Below are 15,004 nucleotides of genomic sequence, written 5' to 3'. Positions count from 1 at the left end.
AAAAGAGGGAAAAGCAGCGGGAGGGTATAAAATGGGTATGGAAGGGATAATTAGGAATATAGTAGAATTTATAAGAGCATTTATTCCTCAGAGAATAAAAAATGAAACCGTGTTAAAGGCATATGAGTTTTTACGCAGCCGGAGCTATGTTCCTTCCAAAAGAATCAAGAGCAACGCAAAAGTCAACCGGACCGTTCTATGTGATCCGGAATGTGAAATATTAGAGCCGGATAACTACATTGAGAATCAATATGAATGGAAGGATGTGCAGTTTGGCTCTTGGAGAAAACATAATATGCAATATTCCGGCTGTGAAATTATTGCGACATACAATGCCCTGCTGGCGTTAGGAGAAAAGGTCTCCGGCCGGACGATGGTAAATCTGATCAGTCATTACGAAGCCGATGGTGCTGCGCTGAACGGAGACTTCGGTGTCTCTCCCACCGCTATATTCGATTATTTCGAGAACAGGGGATATGACGTTTCCATAACATATAGTAAAGACAAGGCTGTGATTGACAGACTGGGAGAAAATAGCGATACTGTTATTGCAACTGTCTACAATGACAGAAAGAATATAATGAAAGAAGTTCATACAGTCTGTATTACGAAGGATGCTGATAAAAAGTATTTTATACACAACTCTTATGTAAAAGATGATAGGAACGTTTATATCCGTAAGGGGAAATGCGGGAAGGACGAAGGATTCGATACAGCGCAGGAAGCTGCGGTGAACGTATCTTTGGATTCGTCGATCATATGTGTGATAGGGATATCAAGGCCTTGACAATGCAGCTGGAATAAAGAAAGAAGAAAGAAAAGAGCCGTTCCTTCCCAGCTTTCCCAGCCTGAAAAGAGAATGACTCTCATATTTCTTCTTATAGGGTTAGAGCTTTATATCTTCCAAAGGCCATGCAAGTTGCAGTATTCATATACAGCTTCCACTTCCTCGTCTTCGGTAATGGAGAAGCTTACCTTCGGTTCTGTGCCGGGGGTTAAGTATTTGAGCTGGTGACCCTGCGTCGTCTGAAGGGCAACCCACTGAATGTAATGCTCTTCTAACATCGGATGAGGAACGGAACCAACGGAAACGTTTACCGTTGTTCCTTCTACGGAATATACGGGAACATGCTTTTCCTGCGCGGCATCAGTAGTGTTAGCTACGAGCTCCTTCATGTTATCTCCGCAGCACATTACGTTCGTTCCCTTGCTCTCCACAAATAAAACGATATTTCCACAATGACTGCACTTCAAAAACTTCATATCCATACCTTTTCCTCCTTGCGTATAAGTGATATTTTTTCTCACTTTTATCATAATAGTTTATAGTACTGCTGTCAAATCATTTCGCGGATTCGGCATTCAAGCCTATGATAGGGAGTTTACCATCAAAAAATCTCGTCAATTAATCCATATTCTTTTGCCTGCTCAGCCGTCATGTAAAAATCTCGTTCCATATCTTCCTTGATTTTTTCGAGTGATTGGCCTGTAAGGTTACTATATATCTCATTCAGTTTCTCTTTCGTTTTTTCCAGCCAGTCACTGTGGATTTTAATATCTGTGGCCTGCCCTTGCAGCCCGCCGGATATTGAAGGCTGATGAATTAGCACTTCACTATTTTTCAGTGCAAAGCGTTTACCTTTTGTTCCTGATGCCAAAAGCAACGAAGCCGCGCTTCCCGATTGGCCTACGCTGATGGTGGAGACATTGCACTTGATATAGTTCATGGTATCCATAATAGCGAACCCGTCTGTAACAGAACCGCCCGGGCTGTTGATATAAAAGTGGATATCTTTATCACAGTCGGTAGATTCCAGAAAGAGCATCTGCGCTATAATCAGGCTGGCAGTTTCATTCGTCACCATGCCGTTAAGCATGACAATACGGTCATTTAACAGCCTCGAAAAAATATCATAAGATCGTTCGCCTCGGGATGTTTGCTCGATCACCATAGGTACAAGATTACTCATACTTCCTCCATATACTGCCTATGCAGCCATAGTTGTGATTTGATTGAAGCAGCTAAGATTGATCACATTATTGGATTTACTGTTGCCGTATATCTTCCGATATTTTCCCGGAGCAACGCCATAAATCCGCATAAAAGCCCTTGAAAAGGATTCCTGGGAAGAATACTGATATTTTAGGGCAATATCAATTATAGGCTCATCGGTCTCAGAAAGCTCTTCTCCGGCCTTTGCCATCCGCCTCTTTGTTATATATCTGGCGACGGATTCTCCTGTTATCTTGTGAAAAACCCTGTGGTAATGATATTTGGAAAGATAGGTTTTTTGCGAAAGATCGTCAAGATTAATCTTGTGATCCAGATTTTTCTCAATGAATTCAAGCGTATCACGCACTTTAGAATAATGGTCCATATATATCCTCCTTTCTAAGAGCATATCATCATTATAAGCTTTTTAGAAAAATAGTTCTTGATAATTTTTGCTTAAAATATTTTTATCTAAGGGAAAGGTTTTCCTGCCGGCAGTAAAAAAACTCCTAATCTCATTTTTTATATAAAATAACCTCTTCTGAATTTGATTTAATGTACAGCACTGCGAAAAAATACCCGGCAGCCGTACTGAGCCTCCGGGTCCACGCATAGTTTTTTCAATCAAACAGTACTGTCTAGCAGGAGATTACCTCCAGATAGCCGAGCAATTTGCTCGTATCATAATATTCCATAATGCCTAAGCTGGGATCATAGAATTTACCATCGTAATGTACGAGATAGTGACCGAATCTTCCCATGCGTTCGATGATGATACAGCATTTGGGGAAGATAACTTCTTCTCCGCCGCCCGGATAAATAATTGTGCCGGTGTGGCCGAGCCCATAATAGTTAAGGGCGGGAATAACTCTGCCTATGGTAGCCTGCCACTCGCGAAAGCCCATGTCGCTGATGACTTCTGCAATGGTAACACCTGCTAACATCGCTACGCAAGTCTGTCCGCAGAGGCCGTCATCAGGCTGGATGAGAATGTTCATACTGTCAATCGTACGAATGGGATGTTCCAGAGTGTAAGGACTTTCTTTACCTATTTCAATTAAGCTGTTACTTATATGCAGTAATATTTTGTGAACTTTGGTAATATCAACATGAGATACATCTTCCTCATTCAGATAAATTTTGTAATTACCTTTTTCTTCGGGAAGAAGTTCGCATTCTATCACTTTGTTGTTTAAGGTAATGTCCGCATGAATGAAACCTCTCTGCTGACACACCTCCCAAATGTTAAAAGGAATGCGGATACAATAAATATCCTCCAGCTTTTCAATCTTGCCGTTAAAGAAATACCTCATATATAAAACCTCCTGTGTAGAATAAAGTAAAATTATAGTATTGTATAACCCTAATTCCCCAATTATACTATGAATGTAACAGATTTTTTTTGTTCTGGAAACACTTTTTAAGTAAGTTTTTCTAAAGTATTTAAAAAAAAACATACTGATAAAAATGTGTCAATCCCGTTAATTTATTAACGTTAGAAAACATTCTTATTCTATAAAATATTAGCCAGATATTTTACCGATTTTATGTTAATATTAAAAATATTGACGTTATTAAATTTACATGCTTAAAATAAAAAGAATTATCGCAATATTAAAATATTGAATAAAAATACGTATTCAACTATTGATTTGAGTGCGCGCCGCAACGCGCAGATAGGTATTGAGATGGAAGATAATAGAAAAGTTTTTATTATTAGTATCAGCATAATATTATTTGTGATTCTGGCTATAATAGGAAGCCTTGCTTTTTTCAAAATACAAACCGGAAAAATAACTAAAGTATTGGATTATGAAGAACGTGAAGCATATGAAAAATATTACGTCATGATTGTTAACGACAGAACCTCGGAATTCTGGAAAACTGTCTATGACGGAGCGAAAGAAGACGGACAGGAAACAAATGTCTATGTAGAGATGCTTGGCAATAATTTGTCGGAGGAATATTCGCGGGAAGAATTAATGAAGGTTGCGATTAATTCTCAAGTAGACGGAATTATCGTTGAGGCAGACGAAAGTGCAAAGATAACGGAACTAATAAATGAGGCTGTCAATCAGCAAATTCCGGTAGTTACAGTATTAGGAGATAATACCAGCGGAGAGCGGCAGAGCTTTGTCGGTGTTGGCAGTTATAACCTCGGGCGCGAATACGGAAGGCAAGTAATAGAGCTATGCGGGCAAAATGAGAAGAACGTCCTTATATTGATGAGCGGAAGTTCTGACGGTACGAGTCAAAATGTGCTTTTTTCAGGTATTCAGGAAACTGCCATGAATGAAATGCCAAAAGGCGGCGGCGCACACCTCGAGATGAAAATGGTGGATAATGAAAATACATTTTCGGCCGAAGAATCTATCCGGGACATTTTTATGAGTTCGGAGGTGCTGCCGGATATCATCATCTGCTTGGATGAACTGAGTACTGCCTGCGTTTATCAGGCGGTAGTCGATTATAATAAAGTAGGAAGCATAGATATTATTGGATATTATGATGCTCCGTCTATCCTGCAGGCAATAGAACGAAACGTAATATATTCAACGATTTCTATAGATACGAGCCAGATGGGGAGGCTTTGTGTAGAAGCTTTGAACGAATTTTATGAGCTTGGTAATGTCAGCGAATATTTTTCAGTAGACGTTACCGTGATCAACTCAGATAATGTTGTAAGTTATATTGGAGATGGCAAGAACGATGAGTGAGAAACTTTTGAACAAAAACAGAAAAAGTATCCGTGACATGTCTTTACAGACTAAGATCGCATTGACTCTGGTAACCAGCAGCGTTATTATTTTTGTCGTCAATTTATTTATGTATCTCAATATTAACAGCATGGTTAATAAATTGGACGTGGTATATCAGGGAAATGTCAAGCTGAATGAACTAAATGATGCGTTAACGAATGTGCAGACGAGTATGACTACTTATCTGAATACAAAGTCGTCGGATTCCATGGAGGACTATTATAGAAGTGAACAGAACTATCAATCTATGATGTTAGAGCTGAATGATATTATCAGTAACGATCAGCTGCTTCTTATGGAGAGAAACATACGTTATATGTCCGACAACTATTTGGAGCTGACCAATCAGACGGTAGAGGCGAAGCGCGGGCGGAATGTTGAAAAATATAAAGTTCGCTATGAGAACGCGAGCGAGCTATATGAGTACATAAGTACGTACATATATAGCCTGAATAATGAACAGTTCAAGAATAATTCGCTGACATATGAGGCATTGTCCATTTCTTTTAAGTCCTTGGAGTTAGTCAGCAATGGCATACTGATCTGCGTAGTTATATGTAATATAGTATTAACGATAGTCTTAACAAGGACCATCACAAATCCTCTTAAGGCATTGTCGGTAGCTGCCAGTGAAGTTGCAAAAGGGAATTTTGATTTGGATCTTCTTGAAGTGCAGTCACGTGATGAAATAGGAGTCGTGACCAAGGCATTTAATAAAATGATTGTTAATATACGGGCATATATAGCCAGGATAAAGACGAGCATGGAAAAAGAACGTGCCATGAAAGAAAAAGAATTAATGATGGAAACCCATTTAAAGGACGCACAGTTGAAATACTTGCAAGCCCAGATCAATCCCCATTTCTTGTTTAATACGCTAAATGCGGGCGCACAGCTGGCGATGATGGAGAGAGCGGACAGAACCTATGAATATGTACAGAATATGGCGGAATTCTTCAGATATAATATGAAGAATAATGAAATCGTAACGCTGGGTGACGAAATAAGCTTAATAGATAGCTATATATACATTCTAAATGTGCGTTTTTCGGGGGAGATCCATTTTGAGAAAAATGTTGATGAAAGATTCAATAATATTCAGGTCCCCAGCATGATCTTGCAGCCTATAGTCGAAAACAGTGTAAATTATGGCATCAGAGATATTGGATGGGAAGGAAAAATCATTCTCTCGGTATATGAAATAGAAGATAACGTATGTATCAGTGTCCGCGATAATGGAATTGGGATAAAGAAAGAGAAAATAGAAAAGATACTGAACGGTAATCTAAAATCTGAAGATATTTCAGGAAATTCAAATGGAATAGGCCTGGATAACGTAATAAGCAGGTTAAAGTTATTCTTAGAAAGCGAAGACGTACTGGAAATAGTAAGCGAAGGTGAGAACAAGGGAACAGAGGTTAGAATATATCTTCCCGTTCAAGAAAAGAGGTATGAAGATGTATAAGATAATGCTTGCGGATGATGAGGGTATCGTAATCGATTCTTTGAAATTCGTTATCGAAAAAGAGTTTGGCGATGAGTGCATAGTGGAGTATGCCAAAACCGGGCGAAACGTCATAGAACTGGCAGAGCATCTGCGTCCGGATATTGCCATTATGGATATTCACATGCCTGGTATCAGCGGCATAGAAGCCATGAAAGAAATAAGAAAAACGAATTCTAACGTTATTTTTATTATAATGTCCGCGTACGATAAGTTTGACTATGCGAAAGAGGCAATTAATTTAGGAGTAATGGAATACCTTACAAAGCCCATGAATAGAGAGAAGATAACGCAGGTCTTGAAAAAGGCCATGGTGCAGATCGATAATGAACGGGCTAAAAGGAGCAATGATTTAATGGTTAAGGAAAAGCTGGAGACAGTGGTTCCTATCATTGAAAACGGACTAATATATAATATACTGCTTCAGGAATATTTCAAGGAAGATGTGGAAAATTATAAGAGTCTTCTGGGAATAAATGAAGAGTATGGATACATGATAGGAGTAGTGTGCGGGGAAGAGCAGAGGGGAAATTATATGACCAATGCAGTGGGAGCCGGAATGCGCCTTCAAAGTCATTACAGAGAGGTAAGGGAGCTTATTAAGGAGTACTTTCCGGGAATCGTCGGAGGAATCATGGCGAATAAGATACCGGTGCTCGTTCCGTATGGTTCTTCTAAAATGGATTATAATGAGAGAATTGAGCTGATCGAAAAGGCGAGGCAGCTGGTACGAAAGATGCGGAAAAGAATAGATGTCAGCTTTCGTATCGGTATCGGCTCGGTAAAAAGTCTTAATGATCAGCAGGAATCTTATAATGAGTCTTTGAATGCGCTGATCAATACAACGGGAAGCGTTGCTCATGCAGAGGATCTTCCGCTTGGATGTGAATATGAGGATAATTATCCTATCGATTTGGAAAAGGAGTTGTTCGACTCGATTTTAAAGGGAGATATTAACGCTACTCTTATCTATTCGGGCAGGTATTTCGATTGGATGGGAGAAACCTATCCGGCCAGTGTTATGGATATTCGTCTGAAAACTTTGGAATTTGTCTTATGGGCAGAACATCTGGCATACGAAAACGGAGGAATGACATACCAGTTCTGCGCAAGAACGGATTACTTGCCAGTTGTTATGGAACTGCAGGGAATAGAATAGCTTAAGGAATGGTTTGTGGAGAAGATGACAGGAGCCTGCCGCAATGTGGCGACTAAAAGAGAGGAAAAGTCCAGCAATGTGGTGGAAGAGGCAAAAGAATATATTGCCGGGCACTATAATAAAGATGTATCGCTGGATGATATCTCCAGAAGGGTAAATATAAGTCCTTATTACTTCAGTAAGATTTTCAAAGAAGAGACGGGACAGAATTTTATCGAATATTTAACGAATGTGAGAATAGATAAGGCAAAAGAGCTTTTAAAAGACACGAATTATACAATGAAAGAAATATGTGTCATGGTAGGTTATCAGGATCCTAATTATTTCAGCCGTTCATTCAAAAAGAATGTCGGTGTGACCCCTACGGAGTACAAGGAGGGAATTTAAGAATATGAAAAAAGGAAGGCGTCTGACAGTCATATTTTGTCTCTTATCTGCATTATTGGCAGGCTGTGGAAACACGCAGGCAGAGAATACCGGAAAAGTGGAAACAGGACAAGATAAAATCCAGATAGGAATGTGCTTCGATTCGTTTGTTATAGAGCGCTGGCAGAGGGACAGGGATGTGTTCGTATCTACGGCAAAAGAATACGGTGCTGAAGTAAATGTGCAGAATGCAAATGGTGAAGTTGAGGAACAGATAAAACAAATTGAGTATTTTATTAATAAGCAAATGGATGTTATTGTTATCATCAGCATAGACGGAAGCCGTTTGAAGGATGTCGTTCAAAAGGCAAAAGTGCAAGGGATTAAGATCATATGTTATGATAGAATTATTAAAGATGCGGATGCGGATTTGTATATATCCTTTGATAATGAGGCGGTAGGAACAATGATGGCGGAGGCTCTTGTCGACAGTGGATTAAAAACCGATGAGGTAATAATGCTGCAGGGACCTGTTACGGATAATAATGTGGAGCTTGTAAGAAATGGCTTCATGAAAGTTATGAACCAATATAATATCGATGTAATAGGCGGCATCAATGCGGACGGCTGGAAACCGGAGATTGCCGGAAATTACATATATGAAAACTCGTCGATGGTAAACAAGGCGGGGGGGATTATGTGCGGAAATGACAGTCTGGCTACTTCGGTGGTACATGCCCTTGCGGAAAAGCGTCTGGCAGGAAAAATTGCTGTGGTAGGGCAGGATGCCGAGCTGGAAGCATGTCAGCGGATCGTGGAAGGAACTCAGGTGATGACAGTATACAAGCCGGTGGAAAAGTTGGCGCAGGCAGCGGCTGAATATGCAATCATTCTTGCAAATGGAGGAGATTTGGGAAGTGATGTTAAAAAAATAAATGACGGTACTTATGATATCCCTTATGTTGTTTTGGAGCCGATTAGCGTAAATATTGATAATATAAATGAGGTCATTATTAACAGCGGATTTCATTTAAAGGAAGATGTTTACCTTAATGTGCCGGATAAAATGCCGAATTAGTAAATATGACAAAAAGGAATAGGAATATTTTGAAGGAGATGGACGAATGGCACAAAAAAATGCTAGCATCTCCTTTTTTTTATTTAATAAAATATTAAAAATTTGAAGAAGAATACAAGCAAATCCTATTTTTATTATGATATATTCGATTTGTAACAAGGAAGTAGTTGTTAACAACAAATTTAAGGGAGGATTTGCAAGAATGAAGAAAAAAGTAATAAGTGCATTGCTCAGCGTAGCAATGGCAGCGACACTGCTTGTTGGATGCGGAAGCTCCAATACGACAGCGACCACAGAGGCTCCGGCAGAAACGACAACTGAGGCTCCTGCAGAAGAAGCAGCTCCTGCAGAAGAAGCAGCGGAAGCTCCGGCAGAAACAGATGCTGCCGGCGGATTAATAGGCGTAGCAATGCCGACAAAAGATTTACAGCGTTGGAATCAGGACGGTTCTAATATGGAAGCACAGTTGAAGGAAGCCGGATACGAGGTTGACCTTCAGTATGCAAGCAATGATATTACTACGCAGGTATCTCAGATTGAGAATATGATTTCCAACGGATGCCAGCTCTTAGTAATTGCTTCTATCGATGGTGACTCTTTAGGAACTGTTCTCGCTCAGGCAAAGGACGCAGGAATCCCGGTAATTGCATATGATCGTTTGATCATGAATTCGGATGCTGTTACTTATTATGCTACATTTGATAACTACATGGTAGGTACAAAGCAGGGCGAATACATCAGAGACACGCTTGATCTCGATAATGCGGCAGGACCTTTCAATATTGAAATCTTTACGGGTGACCCCGGTGACAACAATGCAAGATTCTTCTATGGCGGTGCAATGGATGTTCTTCAGCCGTACATCGATGAAGGCAAACTGGTTGTAAAATCCGGTTCTGTAGCTTTTGAAAAAGTTGCGACAGCTAACTGGTCAACAGAAACAGCACAGTCCAGAATGGACGCTATCATCGCTTCTTACTATGCGGATGGAACAAAATTAGATGCAGTTCTTTGCTCTAATGACTCCACAGCACTTGGCGCCACTAACTCTCTGGCAGCAGCTTATACCGGAGAATGGCCGATTATTACGGGTCAGGACTGCGATATCGCAAACGTTAAAAACATGATCGACGGCAAGCAGTCTATGTCAATCTTCAAAGATACCCGTACATTAGCAACACAGGTAGTTCAGATGGTTGACGCTGTTATGAAAGGCGGCGAGGCACCGGTAAACGATACGGAAAGCTATGACAACGGTACAGGTATCATTCCTTCTTACCTTTGCGAGCCCGTATTTGCAGACATCGATAATTACAAAGAATTGTTGATTGATTCCGGTTACTACAAAGAGTCTGATTTACAGTAAATGAACTGACAAGTATTTAATATGACTTGCGTCATAAGGTAATACAACTGAATGCAGGCGGACATCCGCCTGCATTCTTAGGTGAAATGGTTGATTAGATATTGGGAGGAACTTGAAATTGGCAAAAATATTATTGGAAATGAAAAATATCACCAAGACATTTCCCGGAGTAAAAGCGCTGGATGATGTTAACCTGCAGGTAGAAGAAGGAGAAATCCATGCTCTTGTAGGCGAGAACGGTGCCGGAAAGTCTACTTTGATGAATGTACTCAGCGGAATCTATGCTTATGGTACATATGAAGGTGATATTGTTTATGATGGTGAAGTATGCAAATTTACTAAAATTAGAGACAGTGAAGAAAAAGGAATTGTTATTATACATCAAGAGCTGGCTCTGGTTCCTTATATGACAATTGGTGAAAATATGTTTCTGGGAAATGAGAGGGGACATAAATACGCATTAAACTGGAATGAAACGTATGGACGTGCGGATGAGCTTTTGAAAACAGTCGGATTAAAAGAATCATCCAGAACGCTGATTAAAGATATAGGTGTTGGCAAGCAGCAGCTGGTGGAAATTGCCAAAGCTCTTGCCAAAGATGCAAAGCTGCTTATACTGGATGAGCCGACAGCATCCTTAAATGAGTCAGATTCCAAGGCTCTTCTCGACTTATTGCTTAAATTTAAAAAGCAGGGAATGACTTCCATTATTATCTCTCATAAATTAAATGAAATCGCTTATGTTGCGGATAAAATTACGGTTATCAGAGATGGCGCTACAATCGAGACTCTCGATAAAGCGGTGGATAACATTTCGGAAGACCGTATCATAAAAGGAATGGTCGGACGCGATTTGACGAATCGTTTCCCTAAGCGTGAAGAAAAAGAAATCGGTGAAATAAAGATGGAGGTAAATGACTGGACGGTCTACCATCCCCTTTACTCCGAAAGGAAAGTCGTTGACAATGTCAGCATAAATATCAGAAAAGGTGAAGTAGTGGGAATTGCCGGACTTATGGGAGCGGGGAGAACTGAGCTCGCAATGAGTATTTTCGGTAAAAGTTATGGAAGCAACATATCCGGACAAATCAAGATAAACGGAAAAGAGGTAAATCTCAATTCCGTAAAGGATGCGATCGATAATAAATTAGCTTACGTAACAGAAGACAGGAAAGGTAACGGACTTATACTTAGCAATCCCATTAAGATCAATACTACATTGGCCAATTTGGGAGAAGTGAGCAGCTATACGGTTATTAATAAAGATAAGGAATATGCGGTGGCAGTGGAATACAAAGACAAACTGAAAACCAAGTGCCCTTCGGTGGAGCAGAATGTAGGCAACTTAAGCGGCGGCAATCAGCAAAAGGTTCTGCTGGCAAAATGGATGTTTGCTAATCCCGATGTTTTAATACTTGATGAACCTACAAGAGGTATTGATGTCGGAGCTAAATATGAAATTTACTGCATTATCAATCAATTGGTATCAGAGGGAAAGTCAGTTATCATGATTTCATCGGAGCTTCCGGAGGTTCTTGGAATGTGTGACCGTATCTATGTCATGAATGAAGGAAGAATGGTTGGAGAACTTGCGGCTGAAGAAGCTTCACAAGAACTGATTATGTCACACATATTGAAGGTTAGTAATAAAGGAGCGTAAATTATGGATAGAGTAAGATTGATGGAAGGCGTTAAAAAATATACGATGATTATTGTTCTCGTTCTTGTAACGGCCTTTTTCACATGGGGAACCGGCGGTAAGATTCTCCTTCCCCAAAATGTCAGTAACTTGATTTCACAGAATGCTTATGTATTTGTACTGGCATCCGGTATGCTGCTATGTATTTTGACCGGAGGAAATATCGACCTTTCCGTAGGTTCTGTAGTATGCTTTGTAGGTGCGATCGGCGCCGTTTTAATGGAAAACAGAGGATTAAATCCATATTTGGCAATTATCGCAATGATCCTGTCGGGACTTTTAATCGGTGCATGGCAGGGATTCTGGATCGCTTTTGTGCGCATCCCGCCCTTCATTACGACGCTGGCAGGTATGCTCGTATTCCGAGGGCTTTCTAACGTAGTGCTCGACGGCATGACGGTATCTCTTAAGTCGGAGGCGTTCATTAAGCTTTTCGGCGGCGGTGCTAACTGCTATGTCCCGGACATATTCGGCGTAGAAGGTTTCAACTTGACATGTATGATAGCAGGTATCATTGCATGTGTGATCTATATTACGATTCAATTGAAAAATAGGATAGTAAGATCCAAAAAGGGTTATGGGACGGACAAATTGGCATCCAGTCTCATTAAGATAGTCCTGATTTGTGCGGTAATACTCGCATTTACAATAAGGCTTTCTCAGTATAGAGGTATTCCTACAGCACTTATCTGGGTAATGATCGTAGTTCTTATATACGGTTATATCACATCGAATACTACCGTTGGACGTTATTTTTATGCGGTAGGAGGTAACGAAAAAGCAACGAAGCTTTCCGGTATCAACACGAATAAGGTGTATTTCCTTGCATATTTAAATATGGGATTTTTAGCAGCTTTAGCCGGAATGCTCACGATTGCACGTATGACATCAGCTCAGCCTACTTATGGAACAAACTATGAAATGGATGCTATCGGTTCCTGCTTTATCGGCGGTGCATCTGCTTATGGCGGAACAGGAACGATTCCCGGCGTTATTGTCGGTGCGGCTCTTATGGGTGTTATCAACCTTGGAATGAGTATTATGGGAGTTGACCAGAATATTCAGAAGGTAGTAAAAGGTTTGGTTCTTTTGGCAGCAGTTATATTTGATGTTGTATCTAAACGAGGCGGAAAATTAATTTCCAATAGTTAATTTTTCTAATATCTAATCAGGAAAGGTTCCGACGTGCTTTTTAGTACGTTGGAACTTTCTGTAGTTCGAAAAACTGTTGGTATGATTAGGGAGGGAACAAAAGGCTATGAGTGTAAATCGGGAAAAAAAACAAAAGGCTAACAAAAATGTACCTAAGAATGAAAAATTAAAGAGCAGTATAGGAACTAAGATATATATTCAAATATTATTAATATCGCTGGTGGCCATGGCAGTTATCTGGTTCATGGTATCGTCTTTACAAAAAATTAGCGATGCAAATGAAAAGATCATCGATAAGCAAGTAGTTGAGGTTGAGGCTATTTCTGAAATATCCAGAGACTTTTCTTATATTAACGGACAAGTCTTAATTCATGTTCTAACGGACAGAGAAGGGGATATGGAAAGTATAGGTGAAGGGATTAATGAAAGAATTGCTGAATTAGATGTGAAAACAAAGGCTTTCGATTCTCTTTTGTGCAAAGATGATGCCAGACGTGAGGACTTCGATAAATTTGCTGCAGATTATGCGCGGTATAAAAAAACGGTGGAAAGCCTGCTGAATACAAGTAAGGTGAATAAACAACAGGCAGAGGTATCCGCAACTTCCAATCTATCCATGTTCGATGCAAATATTGAAGGATATATAGATTCGATTATTGAATATACAAACGGGGAAATGGGAAGGGAGCAGGCATCGATAGCGGATATATTCGAAACGGTGCCATACATTGCATTTGGATCATTTGCCTTTTTTGCAATTTCTATTGTAATCAGTATTATAGTGATAAGTCTTACTGTGGTAAGACCTGTCAAAAAATCTACAAAACAAATTGATATGATCGTAAATGGGATAAAAGAAAAAGAGGGAGATTTAACGCAGAGAATCGAAGTCAGGTCAAGAGATGAAATAGGAAGATTTTCATCAGGAATTAATGATTTCCTGGGATTGGTACAAAATATCATATCGAGTATGATCGCATCCTGCAGCGAATTGGGAATACAAGGAAAAGTAGTAGAAAAGAATGTAGGAAATGCGAATGAGAAAGCTGATAATATTTCGGCAACGATGCAGGAACTTGCGGCTGGAATGGAAGAGGTATCCGCAACGATTACTATGCTGAATGAAGATACCCTGAATATGGAAAATTCTGTTGTTCAGGCTGCGGGTAAAGCGGCCAGGGGAAGCGATTACGCGAAAGATGTTAAAGTAAAAGCACATGAGGTAGAGCAAAGAGCGATAAACAGCAAAGCAAAAGCGGTTAACATAATTGCGTCAATTGACACCTCGGTGAGTGAATCGGTGGAAAATAGTAAGCAAATCTATAAAATTACGGAATTGACGGAAGAAATATTAGGAATTGCGAGCAAGACCAATTTACTCGCACTAAACGCTTCTATTGAAGCGGCAAGAGCCGGCGAAGCAGGCAGAGGATTCGCGGTAGTTGCGGATGAAATAAGAGCGTTGGCCGATAATTCCAGAAATACAGCAAATTATATTCAGAATATTAGCGGCGAAGTGGTAGGACATGTGGAGGATCTGGCCAATGATACACAGGAGATATTATCCTTCATACATAAAAATGTATTGGAAGATTATGAAACATTAGAAAGAACCGGAAAAGAATATTTTGAAGCAGCAGAAGAAATGGATGGCATTATGGAAGACTTCAAGACTTGTATGTCAGAGCTGCTTTATTTAGTTAAAAAGATAAACAAGGCAAACGATGGGATCAATACTACGGTCGGAGACAGCACACAGGAGATTACCGGTGTTGCGGAGGATACTTCTGAGCTGTCGGAGAACATGGGACAAATCGTGAGAGCCTTGCAGGAGGTAAATGATGTGGTGGAAAGACTGGAGGGCAGTGTAAGTCATTTTATTAAATATTAGCTATTCATCAAAGGACCTGTGCATTTTGCCGGGTCCT

The 15,004-nt window shown here is 40.1% G+C and carries 14 protein-coding genes; 10 read left to right on the top strand and 4 right to left on the bottom strand.

The window, feature by feature from the left end; all coding sequences use genetic code 11:
* The first annotated feature begins 31 nt into the window (after nucleotides 1-31).
* Entirely contained in the window at nucleotides 32-787 is a 756-nt protein-coding gene (locus V6984_RS20630; RefSeq protein WP_342757478.1) for a hypothetical protein, read from the top strand.
* A 107-nt stretch (nucleotides 788-894) separates the two neighbouring features.
* Here the strand turns inward: V6984_RS20630 and V6984_RS20625 are convergent, their stop codons facing one another.
* From V6984_RS20625 to V6984_RS20610, 4 genes are all read right to left on the bottom strand, one after another.
* Nucleotides 895-1,263, bottom strand: a complete 369-nt coding sequence (locus tag V6984_RS20625) for a desulfoferrodoxin family protein (protein ID WP_342760062.1) — start codon at nucleotides 1,261-1,263, stop codon at nucleotides 895-897.
* Nucleotides 1,264-1,388: 125 nt separating this feature from the next.
* The gene (locus V6984_RS20620; protein ID WP_342757477.1) at nucleotides 1,389-1,970 is read right to left on the bottom strand and encodes an ATP-dependent Clp protease proteolytic subunit; all 582 of its coding nucleotides are present in this window, start codon (nucleotides 1,968-1,970) and stop codon (nucleotides 1,389-1,391) included.
* An 18-nt stretch (nucleotides 1,971-1,988) separates the two neighbouring features.
* Nucleotides 1,989-2,378: an AraC family transcriptional regulator gene (locus tag V6984_RS20615; RefSeq protein ID WP_342757476.1), complete on the bottom strand. Its 390-nt coding sequence runs from the start codon at nucleotides 2,376-2,378 to the stop codon at nucleotides 1,989-1,991.
* Between the two features lie 253 nt (nucleotides 2,379-2,631).
* Nucleotides 2,632-3,306, bottom strand: coding sequence for a DUF1905 domain-containing protein (locus tag V6984_RS20610; protein ID WP_342757475.1), 675 nt, complete (start codon nucleotides 3,304-3,306; stop codon nucleotides 2,632-2,634).
* Between the two features lie 309 nt (nucleotides 3,307-3,615).
* Between V6984_RS20610 and V6984_RS20605 the strand changes: the two genes are divergently transcribed.
* From V6984_RS20605 to V6984_RS20565, 9 genes are all read left to right on the top strand, one after another.
* Nucleotides 3,616-4,710: a sugar ABC transporter substrate-binding protein gene (locus V6984_RS20605; RefSeq protein WP_342757474.1), complete on the top strand. Its 1,095-nt coding sequence runs from the start codon at nucleotides 3,616-3,618 to the stop codon at nucleotides 4,708-4,710.
* On the top strand, nucleotides 4,703-6,217 hold the full coding sequence (locus V6984_RS20600) for a sensor histidine kinase (RefSeq protein WP_342757473.1): 1,515 nt from the start codon (nucleotides 4,703-4,705) through the stop codon (nucleotides 6,215-6,217). Before V6984_RS20605 ends, V6984_RS20600 begins: the two co-directional genes overlap by 8 nt.
* Entirely contained in the window at nucleotides 6,210-7,415 is a 1,206-nt protein-coding gene (locus tag V6984_RS20595; RefSeq protein ID WP_342757472.1) for a response regulator, read from the top strand. The genes V6984_RS20600 and V6984_RS20595 overlap by 8 nt, the downstream gene beginning before the upstream one ends.
* A 24-nt stretch (nucleotides 7,416-7,439) precedes the next feature.
* The gene (locus V6984_RS20590; RefSeq protein WP_342760061.1) at nucleotides 7,440-7,802 is read left to right on the top strand and encodes an AraC family transcriptional regulator; all 363 of its coding nucleotides are present in this window, start codon (nucleotides 7,440-7,442) and stop codon (nucleotides 7,800-7,802) included.
* Nucleotides 7,803-7,806: 4 nt separating this feature from the next.
* Complete coding sequence (locus V6984_RS20585) at nucleotides 7,807-8,859, top strand: sugar ABC transporter substrate-binding protein (RefSeq protein ID WP_342757471.1); 1,053 nt, start codon at nucleotides 7,807-7,809, stop codon at nucleotides 8,857-8,859.
* A gap of 202 nt (nucleotides 8,860-9,061) precedes the next feature.
* On the top strand, nucleotides 9,062-10,225 hold the full coding sequence (gene chvE / locus V6984_RS20580; protein WP_342757470.1) for a multiple monosaccharide ABC transporter substrate-binding protein: 1,164 nt from the start codon (nucleotides 9,062-9,064) through the stop codon (nucleotides 10,223-10,225).
* 118 nt (nucleotides 10,226-10,343) lie between these two features.
* On the top strand, nucleotides 10,344-11,885 hold the full coding sequence (mmsA, locus tag V6984_RS20575; RefSeq protein ID WP_342757469.1) for a multiple monosaccharide ABC transporter ATP-binding protein: 1,542 nt from the start codon (nucleotides 10,344-10,346) through the stop codon (nucleotides 11,883-11,885).
* Nucleotides 11,886-11,888: 3 nt separating this feature from the next.
* Nucleotides 11,889-13,076 carry a multiple monosaccharide ABC transporter permease gene (gene mmsB, locus V6984_RS20570; protein WP_342757468.1) on the top strand — a complete coding sequence of 396 codons (1,188 nt, stop codon included), beginning with the start codon at nucleotides 11,889-11,891 and terminating at the stop codon, nucleotides 13,074-13,076.
* 106 nt (nucleotides 13,077-13,182) lie between these two features.
* Complete coding sequence (locus tag V6984_RS20565) at nucleotides 13,183-14,967, top strand: methyl-accepting chemotaxis protein (RefSeq protein ID WP_342757467.1); 1,785 nt, start codon at nucleotides 13,183-13,185, stop codon at nucleotides 14,965-14,967.
* The last annotated feature ends 37 nt before the right edge of the window (nucleotides 14,968-15,004 follow it).

It is taken from the genome of Kineothrix sp. IPX-CK, assembly GCF_039134705.1.
GTDB classification, from domain to species: Bacteria; Bacillota; Clostridia; order Lachnospirales; family Lachnospiraceae; genus Kineothrix; species Kineothrix sedimenti.
Note: the sequence above shows the minus strand (reverse complement) of the source record. Positions and strands in the feature narration are given on the sequence as shown.